This is a genomic window from Humibacter ginsengisoli, from assembly GCF_054780095.1.
Genome location: NZ_BAAGWZ010000006.1, coordinates 350,912 through 376,048 on the forward strand (window position 1 = coordinate 350,912; position 25,137 = coordinate 376,048).

15 protein-coding genes are annotated in these 25,137 nt (G+C 67.2%); 2 read left to right on the plus strand and 13 right to left on the minus strand.

What is annotated here, in order from left to right:
* The first annotated feature begins 53 nt into the window (after positions 1–53).
* Positions 54–650, plus strand: coding sequence for an RsmD family RNA methyltransferase (rsmD, locus tag ACYVI5_RS09960; protein WP_460580042.1), 597 nt, complete (start codon positions 54–56; stop codon positions 648–650).
* Here the strand turns inward: rsmD and thiL are convergent.
* On the minus strand, positions 620–1,690 hold the full coding sequence (thiL, locus tag ACYVI5_RS09965) for a thiamine-phosphate kinase (RefSeq protein WP_460580581.1): 1,071 nt from the start codon (positions 1,688–1,690) through the stop codon (positions 620–622). The two genes, rsmD and thiL, sit on opposite strands and share 31 nt — an antisense overlap.
* Before the next feature lie 45 nt (positions 1,691–1,735).
* Between thiL and ACYVI5_RS09970 the strand changes: the two genes are divergently transcribed.
* Positions 1,736–2,281: a DUF3515 family protein gene (locus tag ACYVI5_RS09970; protein ID WP_460580043.1), complete on the plus strand. Its 546-nt coding sequence runs from the start codon at positions 1,736–1,738 to the stop codon at positions 2,279–2,281.
* 5 nt (positions 2,282–2,286) lie between these two features.
* On the opposite strand, the gene ACYVI5_RS09975 is transcribed toward ACYVI5_RS09970, so the two are convergent.
* From ACYVI5_RS09975 to ACYVI5_RS10030, 12 genes are all read right to left on the minus strand, one after another.
* On the minus strand, positions 2,287–3,372 hold the full coding sequence (locus ACYVI5_RS09975) for a D-alanine--D-alanine ligase family protein (protein ID WP_460580044.1): 1,086 nt from the start codon (positions 3,370–3,372) through the stop codon (positions 2,287–2,289).
* Complete coding sequence (locus tag ACYVI5_RS09980; protein ID WP_460580045.1) at positions 3,275–4,363, minus strand: NAD(P)H-dependent glycerol-3-phosphate dehydrogenase; 1,089 nt, start codon at positions 4,361–4,363, stop codon at positions 3,275–3,277. The genes ACYVI5_RS09975 and ACYVI5_RS09980 overlap by 98 nt, the downstream gene beginning before the upstream one ends.
* Positions 4,364–4,388: 25 nt before the next feature.
* Positions 4,389–5,267 carry a lysophospholipid acyltransferase family protein gene (locus tag ACYVI5_RS09985; RefSeq protein ID WP_460580046.1) on the minus strand — a complete coding sequence of 293 codons (879 nt, stop codon included), beginning with the start codon at positions 5,265–5,267 and terminating at the stop codon, positions 4,389–4,391.
* A 178-nt stretch (positions 5,268–5,445) separates the two neighbouring features.
* Positions 5,446–6,816, minus strand: coding sequence for a UDP-N-acetylglucosamine 1-carboxyvinyltransferase (gene murA, locus ACYVI5_RS09990; protein ID WP_460530181.1), 1,371 nt, complete (start codon positions 6,814–6,816; stop codon positions 5,446–5,448).
* Positions 6,816–7,415 (minus strand): 3-isopropylmalate dehydratase small subunit, encoded by a 600-nt coding sequence (gene leuD / locus ACYVI5_RS09995; RefSeq protein WP_460580047.1) that lies wholly within the window; start codon positions 7,413–7,415, stop codon positions 6,816–6,818. The genes murA and leuD overlap by 1 nt, the downstream gene beginning before the upstream one ends.
* A 1-nt stretch (position 7,416) precedes the next feature.
* Complete coding sequence (leuC, locus tag ACYVI5_RS10000) at positions 7,417–8,937, minus strand: 3-isopropylmalate dehydratase large subunit (protein ID WP_460580048.1); 1,521 nt, start codon at positions 8,935–8,937, stop codon at positions 7,417–7,419.
* Positions 8,938–9,102: 165 nt separating this feature from the next.
* Positions 9,103–9,588 carry an FHA domain-containing protein gene (locus tag ACYVI5_RS10005; protein ID WP_460580049.1) on the minus strand — a complete coding sequence of 162 codons (486 nt, stop codon included), beginning with the start codon at positions 9,586–9,588 and terminating at the stop codon, positions 9,103–9,105.
* 7 nt (positions 9,589–9,595) lie between these two features.
* Positions 9,596–11,977 (minus strand): transglutaminase family protein, encoded by a 2,382-nt coding sequence (locus ACYVI5_RS10010; protein WP_460580050.1) that lies wholly within the window; start codon positions 11,975–11,977, stop codon positions 9,596–9,598.
* Positions 11,978–12,039: 62 nt separating this feature from the next.
* Positions 12,040–13,329 carry a DUF58 domain-containing protein gene (locus tag ACYVI5_RS10015; RefSeq protein ID WP_460580051.1) on the minus strand — a complete coding sequence of 430 codons (1,290 nt, stop codon included), beginning with the start codon at positions 13,327–13,329 and terminating at the stop codon, positions 12,040–12,042.
* Positions 13,330–13,337: 8 nt separating this feature from the next.
* A complete protein-coding gene (locus tag ACYVI5_RS10020) occupies positions 13,338–14,306 on the minus strand; it encodes an AAA family ATPase (RefSeq protein ID WP_460530198.1) in 969 nt (322 codons plus the stop codon).
* Between the two features lie 45 nt (positions 14,307–14,351).
* Entirely contained in the window at positions 14,352–19,616 is a 5,265-nt protein-coding gene (locus ACYVI5_RS10025; RefSeq protein WP_460580052.1) for an Ig-like domain-containing protein, read from the minus strand.
* Positions 19,617–19,770: 154 nt separating this feature from the next.
* The gene (locus tag ACYVI5_RS10030) at positions 19,771–24,999 is read right to left on the minus strand and encodes an Ig-like domain-containing protein (protein WP_460580053.1); all 5,229 of its coding nucleotides are present in this window, start codon (positions 24,997–24,999) and stop codon (positions 19,771–19,773) included.
* Positions 25,000–25,137: the final 138 nt, after the last annotated feature.

Sequence of the window (25,137 nt, forward strand, 5' to 3'; positions counted from 1 at the left end):
TGGATTCGCTCGGCCGTCCTGGCGATGCGCGTGGGATCGATACCCTCGAACTCATGACGCGCATCGTGTCCGGCTTCGCCGGGTCCTTGACGCTCGCCGTGCCTCGGGCCGGCACTCGTCCGACCAGCGACCGGGTGCGCGAGGCGATCTTCTCCTCGCTCGACGCCATGGATGCCGTGCGCGGCATGAACGTTCTCGACGTGTATGCCGGGTCCGGAGCGCTCGGGCTCGAGGCGGTGAGCCGGGGCGCGGCATCCGCGGTTCTCGTCGAGCAGAACGGCCAGGCGGCCGGTGTCTGCAGATCGAACGCCGCAGCCGTCCTGAAGGCCGGCGAACGCGCACGCGCGGGAATCAGTCCGCGGGTCGACGTTCGCCAGGCTTCGGTGCGCTCGTACCTCGGGCAGGCCGCCGGCCGGTCGTTCGAGCTGGTGTTCCTCGACCCGCCGTACGACGTCACCGACGATGAGCTGGGCGACGTGCTCACCGCACTCGTTCCCCTGCTGAACGACGACACCCTGGTGGTCGTGGAGCGCAGTGCACGGTCGCCCGAACCCCACTGGCCCGAGGCGCTCGAGCTGCTTCGTTCGAAGACGTACGGAGAGACGGCTGTGTGGTTCGCTCAGCCGGCCGCGCCGTCCCAGCCGGAGTAGGGGTCCCAGCCGAGAGCGCCGCCGTATGGATGCCCGTCGACACTGACCAACAGACCCCTCTCGTCGGATGCGCCCCCGGCCACCATTCCGCCGCCGGCGGGGCCCGGGAGGACGACTCCGATCGCGCGGAACGGCGACGGCAATACGGCTTCCATTGGAAAACAGGCGAGCAGCGCGTGGTCCTCTCCCCCGGCAAGTGCCGAGACGAGGTCGTCACCGAGGGCGTCCGCATGCAGGTCGATCCGCACACCAGATGCTTCCGCGACCCGTCCAGCGTCCAGTGCGAGCCCGTCGCTCACATCGAGCATGGCGGTCGCCCCCGCTGTCGCGGCGATGGCTCCCGCGAAGATGGGCGGCTGCGGACGACGCTGCACGGCCACCTCGGGAACGCGCGCGGCAACGTCCGCGGCGAGGCGGGCATCCGGCATCCCCTCGGCGTCCACGGCGTCGGCGAACAGCGCGCGCAGACCGCGTGCCGCGCGCCCCAGCGTTCCCGCCACCGCCACCACATCACCTGGACGTGCGCCGGAGCGGAGCACCGGCCGGCGTCCTTCGAGATCCCCGAATGCGGTCACGGCGAGCGTGAACACATCCGAGACCGAGAGGTCTCCCCCCACGACGCCGCAGCCAGGCGCGAGTGCCTCACACGCGTCCCTGAACCCGTCGGCCACCGCCTCCAGGGTGCCGACCGGGGTGTTGGTCGGTGCGGCGATCGCCACCACGAGCGCGGTGGGACGCGCCCCCATGGCGGCCACGTCGGCGAGGTTCGTCGCAGCGGCCTTCCAGCCGATGTCCGTCGGCGACGACCATGCCCACCGGAAGTCCGGACCGGCGATCATCATGTCGGTCGTCACGACGTAGCGACCATCGGGCGCGGCCAGCACTGCCGCGTCGTCGCCGGGCCCGACGATGGTCGCCGATGCCTGCGGGAGCCGCGGGAAGATGCGCCGCAGGGTGGCGATCTCGCCCACGGATGCCACCGTGTCGGCATCCGCCGCTGCAGCCTCCCCCACCTGGGAGTGCTCGCCGCCGTGCTGCATGTCACGCCCAGATTGCCTCATGTCTCACACGTTAGTGTGAACGCGATGCCCTCCCGTTCCCGCCGCCTTTTCGGTGCCCTGCTCGCCGTCGGCGCCTCCGCTCTGCTCCTGACCGCGTGCGCACCGACGGTGGCGATGCAGCCCGCTGCTGACGCCAACGATCCGCGCTGCGCCGACGTCATCGTGCACCTGCCCGACTCGATCGCGGGCAAGGCCCAGCGCGAGACCAATGCTCAGGCCACGAGCGCCTGGGGCGACCCCACGGTCGTGTTGCTGCGTTGCGGTGTGGCACCGATCGGCCCCACGACAAAGCCCTGCATCACCGTCAACGGCATCGACTGGGTGCTGGAGAACGACCCTGCCGCTTCCGCCCTCCGCTACATCACCTTCGGCCGCACACCGGCCACCGAGGTCGTGATCCAGCACGGCAAGGGCGGCGTCGCCGATGCTTCGGTGCTGCCGGCACTCGCCGACGCGATCGGCGAGATCCCTCAGCAGAAGAACGAGAAGTGCCTGGGCACCTCCGACGTGACCTCCCCGACCGGAACCCCCACGCCGACGCCGACGAGCACTGCGACCCAGTCCGGCTGAGCTGCCTAGCGCTCCAGTGCCAGCTCGATGAGCTCGTCTATCAGTTCCGGATAGCTGAACCCGGATGCCTGCCACACCTTCGGGAACATCGAGATCGGCGTGAATCCCGGCATGGTGTTCACCTCGTTGACGACCCACCCGTCGTCGGTGAGGAAGAAGTCCACGCGTGCCAGCCCGGCACAGTCGATCGCCTGAAACGCGCGCACCGCGAGGCTCTGCATCTCGGCGAGCTGCTCATCCGTGAGGTCCGCAGGGCACACCAGGTCGATGCCTGGGGCATCCAGATACTTGGCCTCGAAGTCGTAGAACCCGCGTCCCGACACCACGATCTCGCCGGCGACGGATGCCCGTGGCTGCTCCCCGCTGCGACCGCCGAGTACTCCGATCTCCACCTCGCGCCCACGCACAGCCGACTCGATCAGCGCCTTGTCGTCTTCGGCGAACGCGGTCTCGAGCGCATTCGACAGGCCTTCCGCCGACGTGATCTTCGTCACGCCCACACTCGACCCCGCGCGCGCCGGCTTGACGAACAGGGGCGAGCCGAGAGCGCGCACCCGGTCGGCGACGGCATCCTGGCCGCGTTCCCACTCGTCGCGCGTCACGGTGACCCAGGGCGCGACGGCGATGCCGTCTGCCTGCAACACGATCTTCGTGAAGTGCTTGTCCATGCCGAGCGCGCTGCCGAGCACGCCGGATCCGGCGTACGGAATGCCGGTCAGTTCCAGCAGTCCCTGGATCGTGCCGTCCTCACCCCACAGTCCGTGCAGGATCGGCAGCACCACGTCCACCTCGCCGAGAGACGTGACGACGCCGTCACGCTCGACGGTCAGCTCTCTGGAGAGCGTCGACTCCGGCCAGCGCACCCGGCTGCCGTCGTCGCGCACCTCGGGGAGGGCATCCGGATTCAGCGCGAAAGCAGTCGGGTCGTCTCGCTCGAGCACGAACGCCCCATCGCGGGTGATTCCGACCGGGATGACGTCGTAACGGTCGCGGTCAAGCGCCCCGAGCACCCCGCCCGCCGTGGCGCAGCTGATCGAATGCTCGCTCGAACGCCCGCCGAAAAGAAGCACGAGGACGCGCTTGTGAGTCATCCGTAGTCCTTTCACCACGAGGGATGTCGTCGGTGGTCAGGTGGGGGGCCAGATCAGCCGGTGCAAGCGTACCGGCAAGCACCTGTCCCACCTGTTCGACGATCGGCATCTGAACGCCCTTGGCCTTCGCCAGGGCGAGGATCGGAGCGACGGATGCCAGTCCCTCCGCGGTCTGGTTCATCTGCTTGACGACCTCCGCGAACGCGTAACCCTGCCCGAGGAGTCGACCGGCGGTGTTGTTCCGCGACAGCGGCGACTGGCACGTGGCGATCAGGTCGCCGAGGCCCGCAAGACCGGCCAGCGTCTCACGCTCCGCGCCGTGCGCGACCGCGAAGTCGGTCATCTCGACGAGTCCGCGCGTGATGATGGACGCCTTCGTGTTCTCCCCGTAGCCGACACCGTCGACGATGCCGATCGCCACCGCGATCAGATTCTTGAGCACGCCGCCGAACTCGGTGCCGATCACGTCGGTGTTCACGAACGAGCGGAAGTACGGGTTGCGAGCGGCCAGGGCGACCTCATGTGCGGTCTCCATGCTGACCGATGAGACGACGGCGGCGGTCGGCTGCTTCTTCGCGATCTCCAGAGCGAGGTTCGGTCCGGATGCCACGGCGATGCGCTCAGGATCGATCGCCAGCACCTCGGCGATCACCTCGCTCATCCGAAGGCCGGTTCCCTTCTCGACGCCCTTCATCAGGCTGATGACGGGGATGTCCTCAGGTAGCAGGGGCCCCAGCGCGACCAGATTCTCCCGCAGCGTCTGGCTCGGGACGGAGATGAACAGCTGATCGACCCGCGTCAGCGCGTCCTTCAGGTCGGACGTGGCGGTGAGATTGCGGGGCAGGTTGATGCCCGGCAGATACTGGCTGTTGCGCCTGGCCTCGCGGATCTCACGCGCCGCCTCCGGACGCCTGGCCCACAGGGTCACGTGCGAGCCGCCGTCGGCCAGCACCTTCGCGAACGTGGTGCCCCAGCTGCCGGCGCCGAGCACTGCGACGCGCCTCGCCGGCGCCGGCTTAGCCCTCAAAACGGCCCGTCTCACTCTGCGCGTGCTCGGCCGGATCCCAGCGCTTCGCCGGCGCCTTCTCGCCGCGCAGCTTCTCCAGCTCGTGCGTGATCGCCTGCATGATCGCATCCGTCGCACCCGCCAGCGCTGTCGCCGTGCGCGGCCCCTCGCGGTAGGCGGACAGATCGACGGGGGCACCGATCGAGAACGTGATGGTCTTGCGGGGAAAGACGCTGATCTTCTTGGAGTAGCGGGCCATGATCTGCTGCGTGCCCCAGTGCGCCACCGGAATGACCGGGATGCCGTAGTCGAGCGCGAGCCTGGCGGCCCCGGTCTTGCCGCGCATCGGCCAGAGGTCGGGATCGCGGGTGAGCGTGCCCTCGGGGTAGACGATCACGACGCTGCCGTTGTCGACGATGTGCTGAGCCTGGGCGATCGGCGCACCACGGCCGCCGTGGCTGCGGCTGACCGGCACCTGCCCCGAACGCTTCAGGAACCATCCGACGACGGGAACCGAGAACAGGCTCTCCTTCGTCAGGAACCGCGGAGCACGGCCACGCCGCCAGATCATCGTCCCGACCACGAGCGGATCGATCTCGCTGTAGTGATTCGGGGCGATGATGTACGCGCCGGTCAGCGGAAGGTTTTCGCGGCCGTGCACCTTGAACCGGGCGGCCGCCCCGATGATCGGAACCACAACCCCTGCCATGGCCCAGAACACACCGGGCCGCGTCGTCTCCTTGCGCACCCGGCGAGGCGTCCCGGCCGCATCGGAGTTGCGCGTGCCCAGCACGGCAGCAGCCGGTTCGGCCCTCTCGCGCGGCTCGCCGTCGCGAGGTTCTACGTCGTCGTGAGGTGCGGCATCCGGCTCTTCGGGTGTTTTCGGCACCCGCCCATTATCCGCTATCGCGTATGCGCGGCTGAGCCGAAAGCCATCCGCGAGACTAGGCCTATGGGATGACACTAGGTGCACGGCACCCGGTGTCATCGCGAACGCCTAGCCTCACCGCGGAGAGCGCGCGCGAAACAGCGCGGGCGGCGCCAGGCGCCGTCGCGCTGAGTGCCGCCTACGGCTCGAAGACGAAGTCGGCGCCGAGCTGCTCGAGCTTGCCGATGAAGTTCTCGTAGCCGCGGCTGATGATGCCCACGTTGCTGACCGTCGACGTTCCGTTCGCGGTCAGCGCCGCGATCAGGTGACTGAAACCGCCGCGAAGGTCGGGCACCTCGATGTCGGCGCCGTGCAGCTCGGTGGGTCCGGAGATCACGGCAGAGTGGTCGAAGTTGCGCTGACCGAAGCGGCACGGATGCCCGCCGAGGCATTCCTTGTGGATCTCGATCGTCGCACCCATCTCGACCAGGGCATCCACGAATCCGAATCGCTGCTCGTACACCGTCTCATGCACGATCGAGACGCCTCTGGCCTTGGTGAGGGCGACCACGAGCGGCTGCTGCCAGTCGGTCATGAAGCCAGGGTGAACATCCGTCTCGATGATCACCGGCTTGAGCTCGCCGCCCGGGTGGTAGAAGCGGATGCCGTCATCGTGGATATCGAACGCTCCGCCGACCTTGCGGAACACGTTGAGGAAGGTGAGCATCTCGGCCTGGTGCGCACCGCCGACGAAGATGTCGCCCTCGGTGGCGAGTGCGGCGGCCGCCCAGCTTGCGGCTTCGTTCCGGTCGAAGAGCGCGGTGTGGCTGTAACCGGTGAGCCGGTCGACACCCTCGATGCGGATCACCCGGTCGGTGTCGACGGTGATGATGGAGCCCATCTTCTGCAGGATGTTGATGAGATCCATGATCTCGGGCTCGATCGCGGCGCCGCGCAGCTCGGTGATGCCGTCGGCCTTCGTGGCCGTGAGCAGCACCTGCTCTGTGGCCCCGACGCTCGGGTACGGCAGCTCCACCTTGGCGCCGTGCAGGCCGTTCGGCGCGGTCATGCGGATGCCGCTGGGCAGCTTCTCCACGACCGCGCCGAACCGGCGCAGCACCTCGAGGTGGTAGTCGATCGGGCGGTCGCCGATGCGGCATCCGCCCAGGTCGGGGATGAACGCCTCGCCGAGCGCGTGCAGCAGCGGCCCGCAGAACAGGATCGGGATGCGGCTGGATCCGGCGTGCGCGTCGATGTCGGCCATGTGGGCGCTCTCGACACCGGTCGGGTCGAGCAGCAGCACGCCCTCGTCCGGTCCGTCGGTGACCTTGACGCCGTGGATCTCCAGGAGCCCGCGCACGACGCGAACGTCGCTGATGTCGGGCACGTCGCGGAGCTCGCTCGGTCCGTCGGCGAGGATTGCGGCGACCATCGCCTTCGTGACGAGGTTCTTCGCCCCCTTCAACCGGATGCGTCCGCGAAGCGGTCGTCCACCGTTGATGGTGATCTTCTCTGCTGTCAGCCCCACTCGGGCTCCCGCGGCCTGCGCATCCTGAAGAAGTGAGTTCACTAGATTTTCACCGGCAATGTCTTGGGCCGCCAAGACTCTCGGCGGGCTTCGAATTCTGTGATCTGCGCCTCATCACGCATGGTGAGGCCGATGTCATCGAGCCCCTCGAGCAACCGCCACCTAGTGTAATCGTCGATGTCGAAGTCGACGATCAGGTCGGCGAGTCGCGCCTTTCGTTCAACCAGGTCGACGGTCACCTCTATTCCGGGGTTCGCGTCGATGGCCGCCCACAGCTTCTCGAGGTCGTCCTCGGAAATCGTCCCGGTGAGCAGGCCCTGCTTGCCGGAGTTGCCGCGGAAGATGTCGCCGAACCGCGGGCTCAGCACGGCGGTGAATCCGTAGTCGCGCAGGGCCCAGACGGCGTGCTCACGGGATGACCCGGTGCCGAAATCGGGACCGGCGATGAGGATGCCGCCGCTCTTGTACGGCTCCTGGTTGAGCACGAAGCCGGGGTCCTGCCGCCAGGCGTAGAACAGGGCGTCGTCGAACCCGGTCTTGGTGACCCGCTTCAGGAACACGGCGGGGATGATCTGGTCGGTGTCGACGTTCGACCGCTTCAGCGGTACCGCCGTTCCCGTCAGCGTGGAAATCTTCTCCATGTCAGGCACCTGCCTTCGAATCGACGCTCTCGAGATCCCAGGGACTGGAGAGCGTGCCGCGGATGGCCGTGGCCGCCGCCACCACCGGTGACACCAGGTGCGTGCGTCCGCCCTTACCCTGTCGTCCCTCGAAGTTGCGGTTGCTGGTGGATGCGCACCGCTCACCCGGTGCCAGCTGGTCCGGGTTCATGCCCAGGCACATCGAGCATCCGGCGAAACGCCACTCGGCTCCGAACTCCTCGACGATCTTGTCGATGCCCTCGGCCTCGGCCTCCAGGCGCACTCGCGCGGAGCCGGGGACGACCATGACGCGCACGCCGTCGGCCTTCTTCTTGCCCTTGATGATCGAGGCGAACGCGCGCAGGTCTTCGATGCGCGAGTTGGTGCAGGAGCCCATGAACACGGCATCCACGTGGATGTCCTTGAGCGGCGTCCCCGCCTTCAGGTCCATGTACTCGAGCGCTCGTTCGGCGGCCGCACGCGCGTTCGGGTCATCGAAACTTGCCGGCTCCGGCACGACGTCGCTGAGCGACACACCCTGCCCGGGGTTGGTGCCCCACGTGACGAACGGCTCGAGGGCGTCGGCGTCGATGAACACCTCGGCGTCGAACACCGCGTCGTCGTCCGTGGCGAGCGTCTTCCAGTACTCGACAGCTGCATCCCAGTCCTCGCCCTGCGGCGCGTGCGGACGCCCCTTCAGATAGGCGAACGTGGTCTCGTCCGGAGCCACCATGCCCGCCCGGGCACCCGCCTCGATGGACATGTTGCAGATCGTCATGCGGCCCTCCATGGAGAGCGCACGGATGGCGCTGCCGCGGTACTCGAGCACGTAGCCCTGTCCCCCACCGGTGCCGATCTTCGCGATGACGGCGAGGATGATGTCTTTCGCCGTGACCCCGGGACGCAGCGTGCCCTCCACGGTGATCGCCATCGTCTTGAACGGCTTCAGCGGAAGCGTCTGCGTGGCCAGCACATGCTCGACCTCGCTCGTGCCGATCCCGAACGCCATCGCGCCGAACGCGCCGTGCGTCGAGGTGTGCGAGTCGCCGCACACGACGGTGATGCCGGGCATGGTGAGGCCCAGCTGCGGGCCGACGACGTGCACGATGCCCTGTTCGACATCGCCGAGGGAGTGCAGCCGGATGCCGAACTCGGCGCAGTTCTTGCGCAGCGTATCGATCTGAGTGCGACTGGTGAGGTCGGCGATCGGCTTGTCGATTCCGATCGTCGGCGTGTTGTGGTCCTCGGTGGCGATGGTGAGATCGGGACGGCGAACCTGCCGGCCCTCCGCACGCAGCCCGTCGAACGCCTGCGGGCTGGTGACCTCATGCACCAGGTGCAGGTCGATGTAGATGAGGTCGGGCGAGCCGTCCTCGCCCTTGACGACGAGGTGGTCTGCCCAGACCTTCTCGGCGAGCGTTCGGGGCCGCGCCGCGCCGAGCGCCTCGGTGTGTGACCTTGCGCCGGACTGCTGCGGCTCAGCCGCGCCGTCCGTGCGCACGGCATCGGATGCTGTGCTCATGCTGTCGGTTTCTCCTTGCGTGTGGGGTCCGGGTGTACGGCCCGGGAAAGAAGCCACGAAAGAACTCCGCGACGAGGGAGGCCTGAGGAACTAGGACTCGTCGCGGCGGCTAAGGAGGAGTGAGACGACCAGCACCCGTTCAGGGTAGCACCCAGGACTTGGGGTTCAGGCGGTGACGACCTGCACCCGGTAGCTGCCGAACAGCACGGTCGTTCCGGCACTGAGGGGGGTAGCGACGCCCGATGCGAGTGTGGTCGCCGCACCTGCGGCATCCAGAACGCTCACGCCGTTCGTGGAGTGCAGATCGGTGATCCGGATGCCTTCGGCCGACTCCTCGAGAACCGCGTGCGTCTTCGAGACGCTGCGTGCCGGGTCGTCGACCGGCAGCAGCTCGGCTGCCGTCCACGGCTCGAAGCGCACCGGGTTGCGTCCGACCAGGAGAGTACCGTTCACGGGAACCCGCGCACCGGTGGGCAGCACGACGAGCCATGACGGCGAGGCGTCAGCCTGCGCACCCTGCTGGCTCGCCGCCGGTGGATTGAACACGGGGAGCGACTGCGAGCGCGGAGGAATCCGCTCGGTGTGCGTGTCGGTGTCGTGGCGCGGCGGGATCAGGCCGGGAGGCGGCGTGATGAAACCCGACGAGTCCACCGGGACACTATACCGAGGCTGCCGAGCCGGACGCGGGCGCACCCGATGTCGCCGCACCTGACGCACGAGATCCCGGCGCACCGGATCGCGACGACGGCTTGCGGTGCCGGGTGAACCGATACGAGGCGAGGCGCCTCCGCAACCAGCCAGCAGATGCGTACACCGACGCCAGCGTCTGTTCGACGCTGTGCCACAGCTGCGTGCTGCGCTCCTCGGAGACGTCGGTTCCGTCGAACACGGCGGCGTCGGCATCCGCCGCTAGCGCAGACAGCGCGCCCGTCTCGAGCGGGATGCCCTGCTCGGCCGACTGCGTCTCGAGCGACGCGGCCGTCTGACGTCTCGTCGACACCCTCGGCACGCTGTAGCCCAGCTCGCCGAAGCCGTCGACGAGTTCGTCCCAGGCGCCTGCCGCGCGCCGGTCTCCCGGACCCCTGGCACGCCTCAGCCTTCTGCGCTTCTTGAGCAGAGCGACGATTCCCATCGGCACGAAGATCGCGAGCGCGATGAGCAGCAACGAACCCATGACGTAGTACGCCCAGACCGGAAGCACGAACGCGTGCTTGTCCTGCGGCGGCTTGTTGTCTTTCGTCTTCACCGGGGTGAGAAGGTCGTCGGCCTTCGGTGGTGTGTTCGGTGGCTGCCGCACCTGCGGCTGCGGCTGCAGCTTGGGTTTGACGGTCTGGTCCTTCGGGGCGTCGGTCTTGGTCGGCGTGGGAAAGAACGGCACCCAGCCGACGCCCTGGAACGCCACCTCGTCCCACGCCGTCACGTCGTTGCCGGTGAACGTCACGGTGCCCTTACCGTCGCTGTGCGACTTGAAGCCCATGACGATGCGAACCGGGTAGCCGAGGTGACGGGCCATCAGCGCGAACGCGGACGTGTACTGCTCTTGGTCGCCGACCATCGGCGTCTTCTGCAGCAGGTCGTTCATGCGGTCGGCGCCCTCGCCCGCGCGAGAAGGCACCGGGTCGGAGGCGCGGCCGTGGCTCAGGTAGCCGAGCTTCTTCAGCGACCGCTCGATGTTACGCAGCTTCTGGATGGCGCTGGCCGAGCCGCCCGCGTACTGCTCCGCCTTCGTGGCGATCACGTCGGGCACGTTGGTGATGCTCGGCATGTCCACCGACGCGACCGGCACGTTCTTCAGCGCCTTGTCGTTCGGGATCTTCTGCGCGGTCGCCTGCACCGTGTACGTCAGCCCACGGGAGACGCCGCTCGTCACTGCGGTGGTTCCGGTGGCCGCATTCACGCGCACGGTGTCCCGCGGATCCACGGCGCCCGGGTAAGAGTCGAACTGCAGCTCGTCGGTGTAGCCGAGGTTGGGAAGCCACACGTTGTCGTACCCGAGCACGGAGAACTTCGACGTGGTCTTCGCGCCCGGCGTGAACAGCGGCGGCGTCGGAATGGTGCTGCCGAGCAGTTCGAAGCTGCCGGAGCCGTCCGTCTGCTCTCCAGGGCCGGTCACGCTCCAGACGATGCCGTTGTAGCTGTCCATCGTCGCCAGTCGGATGAGGCTGCCGCTGGGCAGGTTCGTCGCCGTGAACAGCTTGGTCTTCTGCAGCTCGTTCGTGTACTTGCGGAACCCGGCCAGCGGCGCCGGATAATCCAGCGGGTTGAACGGCGGCTGCACGGCGTCGCGCACCACCAGGCGCGACGAGGACGACGGCGCGACGAACGTTCCGAGCGCGCCGCCCACCACGACGGCGACGAGCACGACGACGGCGGATCCGGCGATCGCGCGCCGGGTCAATCCGGCGTCTGGCGCAATGGAGCGTTTCGAGGAGCGGATGCGCCAGCCCAGCCAGCCGAGCGCGATGGCCGCGAACGCGACGCCACGGATGCCGGCGAGGTAGGCATCCCTCGTTCCCAGCAGGATGGCCGCGAGGAACAGCAGCGTCGGACCCGCAACGAGCAGAGAAGCGCGCAACGTTGCGTGGCGACCATCGGAGGGCATCCGCATGGCAAGCGACACGCAGGCGAGCGAGACGACGAGCGTCGCCGCGAACGGTACGACGGCGAGGTACGGGGGCGCCTCGAGCGGCGCGCGCAGGGTGACGGCATCCGACCACCCGAAGACTGCCCCGACGGCGAGGTCGCTGAGCGACGTCAGTGTGGGAACGACGCCGAGCATGCCCTCGCCCGGCAGGGCGAGCGCCGTTCCGAACACGAAGTACGCGCCGATGCCGATCAGCACCGTGGCCACCATCGGCAGACGAAGCAGCACGCCGGCGATCGCGACGGCGCTTCCGATGAGGAGGCCGCCGATCGAGGCCACCAGGTAGCCGAGTTGACCGAACGCCGGGCCGAAACCGAGAAGAGCGATCAATGCGAGCACGGCGAACACCAGGATGTCGGCCCACGCCGATGCGCGCACCGCGGAAAGCCGTCCCATGCTCGTGCGCGCCGGTCTGTTGGCGGCCCGTGTGCGCGCGGGTGTCGTAGGAGCGGCGGCAGTCATCGTCCCGCCCTCTGCAGCAGGCCGGCGAGCTCGGGCAGCTTCGTGATCGTCGCGACGAACGCGTCGCCCACCTTGCGCAGACCGGCACCCTCCGCCGCCGCTCGTACGAAGATCACGGGCGTGTCGGAGGGGTAGAGCGTTGAGAGCCCGTGCAGCTCACGGTGCGTGACGTTGCTGCCGACGACAGCGATGACGAGGCTCGGGTCCGCCAGCCTGGCACCGACCGTGCGGGCGAACTCGCGAAGGGACTCGTACCGGCTGTCGACCTGCTGGATGCGGCAGGTGTCATCCAGGAGGGTCATCGGGGTGCGTTCGCGCAATCTGCCGTTCTCCCACACGACGTCGAGCTCGGACTCCTCGGCGATCACTTCGACGGCGATGGATGCGAGTGCGGACACGGCGAGCTCGAACTCGTCATCAGAGGCGTAGAACCGACGGTCGGCGCTCATCATCAGCAGCAGCTGGGAGCGTCGGGTCTCCTGGTACTGGCGCACCATGAGCTGCCCTGTGCGCGCCGAGCTGCGCCAGTGCACGTTGCGGATGTCGTCGCCCGGCTCGTAAGACCGCAGGGCGTGGAATGCGAGGTCGCTGTCGGTGATGGCCTTCGTCGTCTGACCCTCGAGGTCTTTCACGAGGCCGCGTGCGGTAGCGGCGATGCGCGTCACCTTCGGGTGCACGAACAGCTCGACCTGCTCGGTCCATCGCGTGGTGCGGCGCAGCAGTCCGAGCTGATCGCCGCGCACGCTGATCGCGGGACCCGCGACGATGAGCGCACGCCGCTCGGTCGGGATTGCGAACAGGCTCTCGTCGTCCGCGCGCGGCGCGAGCCTGGGAACGACGAACTCCGCGAGCCCTTCACCGACGGGCAGCTCCATGCGTGTCGGAAGCACGGACCGAGGTCCGGTGTTCACGACCTCCATGCGACCCATCGCGCGGTCACCCGCGGTCACGCGACGCGGATTGAGCTCGATGGCGACCCGGTAGGTAGCGCGACCGAACAGGAAGGCGCAGGCTGCGAGCATCCCGCCGGCCAGGGCGAAGCCGATGAAGGAGAACTCGGCCCAGCCGAGCACGAAGGCGAGCAGGAACGAGACGACGGCGGCGCAGACGACGATCCAGCCGAGCGGCGTCACGGTCTTCGCGGCGCGAGATGCGACGGCCAGCGGCCTGTCGAGTACCCGCAGAAGCGCACGCCACAGGCCGAGCACTCCGGTCAGCACGGCGCGCAGAAGCTCTCGCAGGGCGAAGGATGCCTGCGAGCGCGTCCGCTCGTCCGCCGTCGTCATTCCGCTGGTCACGCTGCCCGGTACACCGGCGGGTTCACGGTGGCGACCGCGCGGTCGACGATGTCTTCGGCCTTCACGCCCGCGAACTCCGCTTCGGGGTCGACGATCACGCGGTGGGCGAGCACGGGGACGGCGAGCTCCCTCACGTCGTCAGGGGTGACGTAGGTGCGCCCGCTCGCGATCGCCCAGGTCTTGGCGGCCCGGGCGAGCGCGAGGGCTCCCCGGATGCTCACGCCCAGTGCAGCATCCTTGTCGGCGCGCGTCGCGGTCACGAGTTCGCTCAGGTAGCCCATCACCGCTCCGTCGGTGTGCACGTCGGCGGCGAGCTGGGCCATGGTCGTCACGGAGTCGGAGGCGATGATCGCCGAGACGGATGCCGCACGCGCCCGGTTCGAAGATTCCATCAGCAGCCGAACGGTGGTGTCGTGGTCGGGGTAGCCGAGGGAGGTCTTGATCAGGAAGCGGTCCAGCTGCGCCTCGGGAAGCGTGTAGGTTCCGGCCTGCTCGATCGGGTTCTGTGTCGCGATGACCATGAACGGACTGCCGACCGGGTGGCTGACGCCGTCGACCGTGACGATGCCCTCCTCCATCACCTCCAGCAAGGCCGACTGAGTCTTCGGCGAGGCGCGGTTGATCTCGTCTGCGAGCACGATGGAGGCGAAGATCGGTCCCTGGTGGAACTCGAACCGTCCTGTCGACTGGTCGTAGATCGTGACGCCGGTGACGTCGGAGGGCAGCAGGTCTGGCGTGAACTGGATGCGAGACTGCGTGCCCTGGATCGTGTTCGCCAGCGCCTTCGCCAGCACGGTCTTGCCCGTTCCGGGGACGTCTTCGAGCAGCACGTGTCCGCCGGAGAGCATCGCCGTGACGACGAGCCTGATGGCGTGCTCCTTGCCTAGGATCGCCTTGTCGACGTTCGCGACCAGCTGCCCGAATGCGCCGGCGAACCAGGTCGCCTGTTCTTGCGTTACTGCCATGGTGATCATCCTTCGTCTTCTCGTCGGTCCGCGCTCGTCAAAGCATCAGAAGTTCACGGTTGGGCTTCGGACGCCCCCGATGATGATGTAGCCCGTCTCGTTGGTACCGCAGTTCGGGTGGTGGTTGCCGTAGTACGAACTCGTATCGATGTTGCCATTGGCGTCCGCTGCCACCGTGGGGCTGGTCAGCTGAGACCCGCCGCAGAAAGTCTGGACCGTGTACTGCTGACCAGGACTGAAGTGCTGACCCTTGATGAGGAAGTAGTGACAGGTGCCGCCACCGATCTGGCAGGCCACGGAGTGGGCGGTGTCCGGTCCGGTTTGCGCGGCCGGCTGCGGATCGGCGATCGAACCGTTCCCGGTTCCGGTTCCGCCCGTGCCGCCACCGCCGTCGTTGACCGCGTAGACGCTGAACGAGTAGTTGCCCGCTCCGACCGAGCGCGTCGTGACGCTGGTGCCCTTCGTGGTGCTGGAGCCGCCGCCACTGAACGACCAGTGATAGGTCACGCTTCCGCCGCCGGTGTTCGACACCGGGTCCCAGCTGACAGTGAAGGAGTTGGGCGCCGTGCCGTTGGCGAGCATCGTGACGTTCTGCACCGTGCTCGGCTTGCCGTACGGGGTGACCGGTTGAGAATTGCCAGACGCAGGTCCCCACCCATCCTTGTTGTGCGCCTTGACCTGGAAGATGTATGTGGTGCCGTTGGTGAGGTTCTTGATCGTGTTCGATCCGACCTGAGCCGCGTAGCTTCCACCGTGGTTGTCGGTGATCTGATACTGGTCGATCGGTTTGCCGTTGTCTGCCGGAGCCTTGATCGACATGGTCGCCTGGCCGCTGCTCGCCGTGACGTTGGAAGGCGGGGAAGGCTGCGCCGGCACATCGTGCACGACGACGTTGTACTGGCCGATGGTGGCGGCCGTTCGTGCCGGATCCTTCGTCGCGTCCTGCACGTTGAACTGGATGTTCACGGTTCCTATCGCCGCGCCACTCCCGACGGCGACGTTGATCGAGCTGCCGGTGAAGGTCACGGTGACACCCGATGGAGCACTCACGGCCTTCGCATTCGTGATGGTGAGGGGCTGCCCTGGGAACGGGTTGACCCAGTACTGGTCACTCGTGGCGTTGTTCCACGGGATGGAGTGGCCGCGCTGCACGTCCTGAACGAAGGGCGGGTTCTTCTGCTGCGCCAACGGTCGTGTGGAGCTCACCACGCGCACGTTCACGGAACCGTCGATCGAGGTGGTCGGCGAGTTCACCTTGAAGTGGATCGTCGACGTCGTACCCGGCTGCACTCCGAACGGTGCTGACAACGACAGGGTCGATCCGCTGGGGCTCGCGACGATCCCGCCGGACGCACCGGAGAAGTCCGTGTACGTGATCTTGCTCAGGATCTGCGGGTTCGGGTGGTACGTGGATGCCCGCAGGTCGACGACCGTGGGACTCTCGCCCGCCTGGATCGTCACGTTCGGCGGCGTGAACGTGGGCGGAACATCCGATTGATCCGGGTTGCCGACGGTGATCGGCAGCACCAGCGATGTGACGCGGTCGTGCGATGCACCCGGCTCGCGGCCGTCGTTCACCTCGAACGTGACGGCAGCGGGCCCGCGGTAGTCCTTCTGCGCCGTGAACGTGAGCGTCTGGTCATCCACGTAGCCGGAACTGCTCGAGTGCGTCACGGTGACGCCACCCTTGCCGGTGATCTTCGCCGGCCGCCCCGAAGGAACATCAACGACGTCGGCGAGCTTCCACGTCTTCGTGCCGTTCATCGACACGATCTGCTGCGGCACCTTCACCTTCGGCGGCGGCGTGCCGTCAGAGGCAGGCGGCACCACGATGAACGCTTCTCCCGTCAGCCCGGTCGCCGGGTCCGTCAGCGTGTAGGCGACGGCCATGCGTGAGTGCTGCGGCTTGACCGCCACAGAGCCGTTGCTGCCGACCGTCGCGTACTTCGCGTTCGGTCCCGTGACGGCGACCTTCAGCTCACTCACGAGGTTCGACGGGTTCACCGCACCCTCGTAGACATCCACCTTGACCGAGCTCTTGCCGGCCACCTGGTCCGCTTGCACGTCCTGGTCGATCGCCGTCGGGTAGACCGGCTTGGCATCCTTCGTGACGATCACCTGAACGTAGGCGCTGTCCTGACCGCCCTGACCGTTCGTGATGGTGTACTTCGCGACGTACACGCCCTCCTTCTCGGGTGCCTGCACCAGCACGATCTGACCGTGCACGGATGCCTTCAGCGCGGCATCCACATCGCTCAGCTTTTTCTGCACCGAGATCGTGTACCCGTTCGGGTCCGAGTCGTTGGCGAGGACCGGCACCGCGGCAGTGCGCCCCGGCTTGACCTGCACCGTGTCGTTCACCGCGACGGGCGGCTGCAGGCTCGACGGCCGCGGGATCACGCCGACGCGCACGGTTCCGGTTGCGCTCTTGCCGTAGGTGTCGGTGACCTTGTAGGTGAACGTGTCCGTTCCCCCGGAACCGGGATACGCCTCGTAGGTGAAGGTGTTCGAGGTCGAGCTGACGATGCGGCCGAGGCTCGGCTGGCTCACGATGCCGTCCAGGCTGACCGAGTCGCCGTCCGGGTCGATGCCGTTCAGCGGAACCGTGACGGGGATGCTCGAGCCCGCGAACGCGCGCACCGTGAGCGCCGACGGGGCCGGTGCCTGGTCCTTACCGTCCTTGCCCGTCACGACGAAGGTCACGGTCGCGACCGCCGTCTGCTGCCACTTGTCGCTGATCGAGTACGAAACCGAGTACTGCCCCGGCGTCGTCGGCGCCTGGTAGCGCACCGTCTTGCCGCTCACGAACGCGGTTGCGCCGGCCCCCTCGTTCGAAGTGTCCTTGAGCTTCGGATCCAGGTTGAACGGCTCGTTATCGGGCGAGTAGTCGTTGTCCAGCACGCCCACCGTGGCGACGTCGCCCGCCCGCACGGTAGCGGTGTCGTCAAGGGCCACAGGCGGCTGATGAACCACGAGGGGCGGAATCGGCACGACCGTGATCGTTGACGTCGCCTCCTTCACTCCGTCCGAGACCACATAAGTCAACTGCACCTGATTCGGCAGAACGGACGGCGACGTGACCTTGACCACCTGGTTGTCGAGCAGCTCGACGTTGAGGTCGGCTGCGGCATCCGTCTTCGTCACAGTCCGGACGGCGAGAACGCGGCCGGACGGCGAGGAGTCGTTGGCCAGCGGATCCACCGTGGTGGTCTCCCCCGGCCGCACATACGCGTCGTCGGCGACCGCGATCGGGCCGGCCTCGCCGCCGCCGTCTGCGACATCCACCCGGATCAGTCCGGTCGTGGTCTTCGCGCCGGCGGCGAGGGTGTACTTCAGGTAGAACTCTCCTGCGGTGCTCGCCGTGACGGTCACCGTGCCCTTCTGGGCGTCGCTCGCCAGCGTGGGCTGCGAGGGACCGGAGTCGTTGTTCGCTCCGACGAGCGTCAGCTCATCGCCGGATGGCGACAGATCGTTGTCGAGTGGGCTGACCTTGATGGCCTCGCCGGCCACACCGGACGCGAAGTCGGGCGTTGCCACGGGATCGAGCGAGCCCTGCGGCTTCACGGTGACCATGAGCGATCCGGAAGCGCTGGCGTGCCCGTCGGTGACGGTGTACCGCACCTCCTTGACACCGGTCTGCCCGTTCTTGCTGAGGAAGGTGATCTTGCCGTCCGGCTGGAACTGCACCTGGTCGTCGGTGGTCGACTGGGCCGACGACAGCGATATGCCATCGCCATCGGGATCGCTCCAGTCGTTCAGCACGTCGTACGTGACCGACTGTCCCACCTCGACGGAGGCGTCGCTCTCCCGTTTCGACACCGGCGCGGCGTTCACGTTCGACGGATGCACCGTCGCGTTCACCTGCGCCGTCGCCGTCCCGCCGCGGCCATCGTCGATCGTGTACCGGAACGACACACTGCCCGTGACCCCGTCGGGAACCGTGAGTTGCACCGCTCGGCCGCCCTGGATCACGTCGAGATGGCCCTCGGCGGATGGCACAGGCGTCACCTGGGTGACCGTGAGCACGTCGCCGTCCTGATCCGTGTCGTTGTCGAGCACCGGCAGCACTGTCGACCGCCCGGTCCGCACACCGAAACCGTCGTCCACCGCGACCGGCGGATGGTTCGCCGCGGTTCGGTGCGCGAGGGTGTCCCGGAAGGACTGCAGAACCGGCTTCTCCTGCCCGGTGTTGCCGTTCACCTGCGAGTCGTTCGGCTTCAAGGTCGCCCAGTTCTGCACCAGAACCATGTGACTCGACACCACCCACGCGTCCCCATTGCGCAGGTTGTTCAACGCGATCACGTTGTGGTTCACCCGGAAGCGCAGGTCATCACCGCTGACCTGCTGCGCGATGTCGACACCGACGGATGCCTTGCCATCACACGCATACAGGTACCGCGCCGCGCCCGCCCACGCTCCATACGAGCATCCGTTCAGCCAGACCGGAGCGGTGACCTGATCCGGCTTCGTGACGGCGTGCTGGATGCCCGCACCCACGATGTCGATGTGACCGCCGCCGAGCGGTACCTGCAGGAGTGCACTCCCGGAGGCGACGAGCGCGTACGAGTTCGTCTCGCCCGGCTGCTGCAGCCGCAGCCCTTTGGACGGGAGGTCGATGGTCTTGTCGGTACCGATGAGGAGCCGATTCGCCTTCGCGTCCAGCACGACCGGCTGGTCGCCAACGGCGGACAGCTGGAACGAGCGGGAGACCGCTAGGTTCGCGGACTGTCCTTGCGAACCGGGGTGGTCGAAGCGCACGAGCACGTGCTTGCTCGGCGAGACGCTGTAGGCGAGGCCCGACTTCGTGACGACCGTCTGTGTGCCGGCACCGAGCTTCGCGGCAGGCTTCGTCTTGGACGGGTCGAACGCCAGCCGCGAGGAGGCATCCAGAACCCACACCTTGCCATCCGGCGATGTGATCGCCACCGTGCTCGCACCGTATGACACCTGCGATCCGGCCGGGATACTCACCCGATCGACCAGCGACACGAAGGCCGGGTCGATGCGCTCCAGCGTGCCGTTCTTCGAGTCCGTCAGGAAGTAGGCCGAACCATCCTGCAGCACATCGAGGTCGCTGGATGCGCCGGTCACCGCGGCATCCAGCTGGTTGATCTGGTGGTTGAGGCGACCGCCCATCAGCTTCTGGCCGTTCGTCACCCACACATCACGGGCGTCCAGATTGACGTCGTCGGTTGGGAAGCCCTTGTGCAGCAGCGCGAAGGTGAGCGGAACGGATGCGACCAGCGCGATGACGACAGCGGATGCGATGGCCTTATGGGAGCGGATCCACGCGGCGAGAGGCCTGAGCACTGTGCTGCGTTCTCCCTGAATCCGTCCTTGCGTTCACGACGAAGCGAAGCCCGCCTTCTGGCCCGAAACCGCTCCCCCGAGCGCGTACAAGCTAGCACACCCCCGATCACGGGGCGAACTGGGAGGTCCGCCCGTGCGGTGTTTAAGGGGCGCGCTACGGGTGGAAGTTCGCCACATTGCTCTTGACCCCGTTCACGAGTGCGTACGCACCGTCGTACCCGCAGTTGAATCCCGATTCGCCGGCATCCTGCGAATCCATGTGCCCCGTGCCGTCGCTGCCCACCGTGATGTGATCGGTGTAGGGCTCGATGCCGTTGTTGCAGTAGTACTTGACCGGGTACGTTCCAGGGTTGAAGTTCTTGACGGTGACGTCGTAGTAGTAGCAGCCATAACTGCAGCCGCCGTGCTGAGTGAACGCGCCGCGTGACAACGACACCGACGGCTGCGGCGGCGGCGGGTTGGGCACGTTCACCGTGTTGCTCTGCGGGGACCAGTTACCCCAGACACCACCCTGGTTCTGCGCACGCACCTGGACGTAGTAGTTGCCCTGGCCTAGACCCCCGGTCGATGCGCTGGTGCTGGTGGTCTGTCCGGTTCGCCCGTTGCTCAGTCTCCACTGATAGGTCTGCAGCGGGCCTCGCGCGTCCACGGATCCCCAGCTGAACGTAATGGTGCCGTTCGGGGAGTTGCCGCTCTCGCGCGCAGACGGCGCGTCGGGTGTGCCCGGTGTGCCCCAAGTAGTCACGGAATTGCTGGGCGGTGAGGTCGTGCTCGGGCCGTCCGAGTTCACGGCGTCGACGGTGAAGGTATACGCCTTTCCGTTCGTGACGGAGATCGCGTAGGTGCCGAGCGACGTCACCGTCTTGACCTTCGAACCGTTCGCGAAGATGTCGTAGCTTGTGATCGGCCTCCCGTTGTCGGTCGGTGCGCGGCTCAGAGTGACGTCGATGCTGCTGTCGCCGTTCGCCTTCGCGGTGGGAGCCGAAGGCTGCGCCGGCACGTCGTGGATCGTGGCGTTCAGCTGGCCGATCGTGGCGGCGGTCCGCGCCGGGTCCTTCGTCGCGTCCTGCACGGTGTACTGCACGTTCACCGTGCCGATACCGGCTCCACTGCCGGCGCTGACCGTGATCGAACTGGACGTATACGTGACCGTGGCACCGCTGGGCCCGCTCACCTGTTTCGCGCTCGTAATCGTCAGCGGATGCCCGGGGAACGGGTTCACCCAGTACGTGTCGCCAGTCGCACCGGAGAGGGTCTTGCTCTGCCCTCGCTTCATGTCCATGGTCTGCGGCGGGTTCTTCTGCTGCGCCAGCGGCCGCGTGGAGCTCACGACGCGCACGTTCACCGACCCGTCGATCGAGACCGTCGGCGAATTCACCTTGAAGTGGATCGTCGACGTGGTGCCCGGCTGCACGCCGAACGGTGCCGACAGCGACAGCGTCGACCCGCTCGGATTGGCCACGATGCCGCCTGACGCCCCGGAGAAGTCGGTGTACGTGATCTTGTTGAGGATCTGCGGGTTCGGGTGGTACGTGGATGCCCGCAGGTCAACGACCGTCGGACTCTCGCCCGCCTGGATGGTGACGTTCGGCGGCGTGAACGTGGGCGGAACATCCGACTGATCGGGATTCCCCACCGTGATCGGCAGCACCAGCGAGGTGACTCGGTCCTGAGAAGCGCCGGGCTCTCGCCCGTCGTCCACCTTGAACGTCACCGCGGCGGGACCGCGGTAATCCTTCTGCGCCGTGAACGTGATGGTCTGGTCATCCACATAGCCGGAGACTGTCGAATGCGTTGCGCTGACGCCACTGCGACCGGTGATCTTCGCCGGACGCCCCGAAGGCACATCGATGATGTCGGAGAGCTTCCACGACTTCGTGCCGTTCATCGACACGATCTGCTGCGGAACCTTCACCTTCGGCGGCGCCGTGCCGTCCGACGACGGCGGCACCACGATGAACGCCTCCCCGGCAAGCCCGGTCGCCGGATCGGTCAGGGTGTACGCGATCGCCATCCGCGAGTGCTGGGGCTTGACCTCCACCTCGCCGCTCGACCCCACCGTCGCGTACTTCGCGTTGGGGCCCGTGACGGCGACCTTCAGCTTGTCCACGAGGTCGGACGGGTTGACGGCGCCCTCGTAGACATCCACCTTGACCGAGCTCTTACCCGCCACCTGGTCCGGCTGCACGTCCTGATCGATCGCGGTCGGATAGACCAGCTTGGCGTCCTTGGTGACGATGACCTGCACGTAAGCGCTGTCCTGACCGCCCTGGCCGTTCGTGATCGTGTAGCGGGCGACGTAGACGCCCTCCTTCTCCGGCGCCTGCACGAGCACGATCTGCCCGTGAACGGATGCCTTGAGTGCCGGATCCACGTCGGTCAGCTTCTTCTCCACCGAGATCGTGTACCCATTCGGGTCCGAATCGTTGGCGAGAACGGGCACAGCGGCGGTGCGCCCCGGCTTGACCTGCACCGTGTCGTTGACGGCGACCGGAGGCTGCAGACTGGACGGCCTCGGGATCACGCCGACCCGCACCGTGCCTGTCGCGCTCTTGCCGTACGTATCCGTCACCTTGTACGTGAACGTGTCCGTGCCGCCGGAACCCGGGTACGCCTCGTAGATGAACGAGTTCGAGGTCGAGCTCACGATGCGGCCGAGACTCGGCTGGCTGACGATCCCGTCGAGTGTGACCGAATCGCCGTCCGGATCGATGCCGTCCAGCGGAACGGTGACAGGGATGCTCGAGCCGGCGAACGCGCGCACCGTCAGGGTCGATGGGTTTGGCGCCTGATCCTTGCCGTTCTTGCCCGTGACGATGAACGTCACCGTCGCCACCGCGGATTGCTGCCACTTGTCGCTGATCGAATACGACACCGAGTACTGACCGGGCGAGTTCGGCGCCTGATAGCGGACTGTCTTGCCACTGACGAAGGCCGTGGCGCCCTGGCCTTCGTTCGAGGTGTCCTTCAGTTTCGGGTCGAGGTTGAACGGCTCGTTGTCGGGCGAGTAGTCGTTGTCCAGCACGCTCACCGTGGTGATGTCGCCGGCGCGCACCGTCGCCGTGTCATCCACCGCGACGGGCGGCTGATGAACCACGATCGGCGGAATCGGCACCACCGTGATCGTCGACGCCGCCTCCTTCACTCCGTCCGAGACCACATAGTTCAACTGCACCTGATTCGGCAGAACGGACGGCGACGTGACCTTCACGATCTGGTTGTCGAGCACCTGCACATTGAGGTCGGCCGCGGCATCCGTCTTCGTCACGGTCCGCAGCGCGAGCACGCGGCCCGATGGCGACGAGTCGTTGGCGAGCGGATCGACGGTGGTGGTCTCTCCCGGCCGCACGTAGGCAACGTCGGCGACCGGGATCGGACCGGCATCGCTCCCGTTGTCGAGCACGTTGACGCGGATCAGGCCAGTCGTCGTCTTTGCGCCGGCCCCGAGGGTGTACTCCAGGTAGTACTCACCCGGTGTGGTCGCCGTCACGGTCACCGTCTGCTTCTGCGCATCCGTGACGATGGCGGGCTCCACCGGGCCGCTGCTGAAGTTCGCTCCCACCAGGCTCAGCTCGTCGCCGGAGGGCGACAGGTCGTTGTCGAGCGGGTTCACGACGATCGGCTGCCCGGCGAATCCGGAGGCGAAGTCCGGCGTCGCGACCGGATCCAGCGAGCCCTGCGGCTTGACTGTCACGTACAGCGATCCGGTGGCGCTCGTCCTGCCGTCGGTGACCGTGTACCGCACCTCCTTGACACCGGTCTGCCCGTTCTTGCTGAGGAACGTGATCTTGCCATTCGGCTGGAACTGCACCTGATCATCGGTGGTCGACTGGGCGCCCGACAGCGAGATGTCGTCGCTGTCAGGGTCGCTCCAGTCGTTCAGCACGTCGTAGGCGACCGACTGCCCCACCTCGACGGAGGCGTCGCTCTCCCGCTTCGACACCGGCGCGGCGTTCACGTTCGGCGGATGCACCGTCGCGTTCACCTGCGCGCTGGCCGTTCCACCTCGCCCGTCGTCGATCGTGTACCGGAACGACACGCTCCCGGTCACGTTCGCCGGCACGGTCAGCTGCACGGCACGACCGCCCTCGATGATGTCGAGGTGACCCACCCCAGCAGGCACCGGAGTGACCTGCGTGATGGTCAGCACGTCGCCGTCCTGGTCGGTGTCGTTGTCGAGCACGGGCAGCACGGTCGACCGCCCGGTCCGCACGCCGAAACCGTCGTCCACCGCGACCGGCGGATGGTTGATCTTCGTGCGGTGCGCGAGGGTGTCCTGGAAGGACTGAAGAACCGGCTTCTCCTGCCCGGTGTTGCCGTTCACCTGCGAGTCGTTCGGCTTCAAGGTCGCCCAGTTCTGCACCAGAACCATGTGACTCGACACCACCCACGCGTCACCGTTGCGCAGGTTGTTCAACGCGATCACGTTGTGGTTCACCCGGAAGCGCAGGTCATCACCGCTGACCTGCTGCGCGATGTCGACACCGACGGATGCCTTGCCATCACACGCATACAGGTACCGCGCCGCGCCCGCCCACGCTCCATACGAGCATCCGTTCAGCCAGACCGGAGCCGAGACCTGATCGGCTCTGGTCACCGCATGCTGGATACCCGCACCCACGATGCCGACGTGCCCGCCATCGAGCGGCACCTTCATCAGCGCACTGCCGGAGGCGACGAGCGCGTACGAGTTCGCTTCGCCGGGTTGCTGCAGCTGCAGCCCTTTCGACGGCAGGTTCACAGTCGTGCTGGTGCCGATCAGTACCCGGTTGTGCGCGGTGTCGAGCAGGATCGGCTGGTCGCCGACCGCCGACAGCTGGAACGAGCTCGGCACGGCGAGGCTCGACCTCGTGCCCTGCGCTCCCGGGTGGTCGAAGCGCACGAGCTCGTGCTTGCTCGGCGAGGCGCTGTAGGCGACTCCGCCCTTCGTGACGACCGTCTGAGTGCCCGACCCCAGCTTCGCGGTGGGCGCCGTCTTCGACGGGTCGAACGCGAGCCGCGACGAGGCATCCAGAACCCACACCTTGCCGTCGGGCGACGTTATGGCGATGGTGCTCGCACCGTACGACACCTGCGACCCCGGCGGGATGCTCACCCTGTCGACAAGGGACACGAACGCGGGGTCGATGCGCTCCAGCGTGCCGTTCTTGGAGTCGGTGAGGAAATAGGCGGTGCCGTCCTGCAGAACGTTCAGGTCGCTGGAGGCGCCGGTCACCGCGGCATCCAGCTGGTTGATCTGGTGGTTCAGGCGGCCGCCCATCAGCTTCTGACCGTTCGTCACCCACACATCACGGGCGTCGAGATTGACGTCGTCGGTCGGGAAACCCTTGTGCAGAACGGCGAATGTTGCCGGAACGGAGGCGATCAGCGCGATCGCGATCACAGAGGCGACGGTCTTATGCGAGCGAATCCACGCGGCGAGGGGCGCCAGGACCGTCACCGTATCCCCCGCTTCCCTGCCAGCGTTCGCCCAGGTCGTCGCCCCCGGAGCGCGTAAACGGTAACACACCCCCTGTTTACG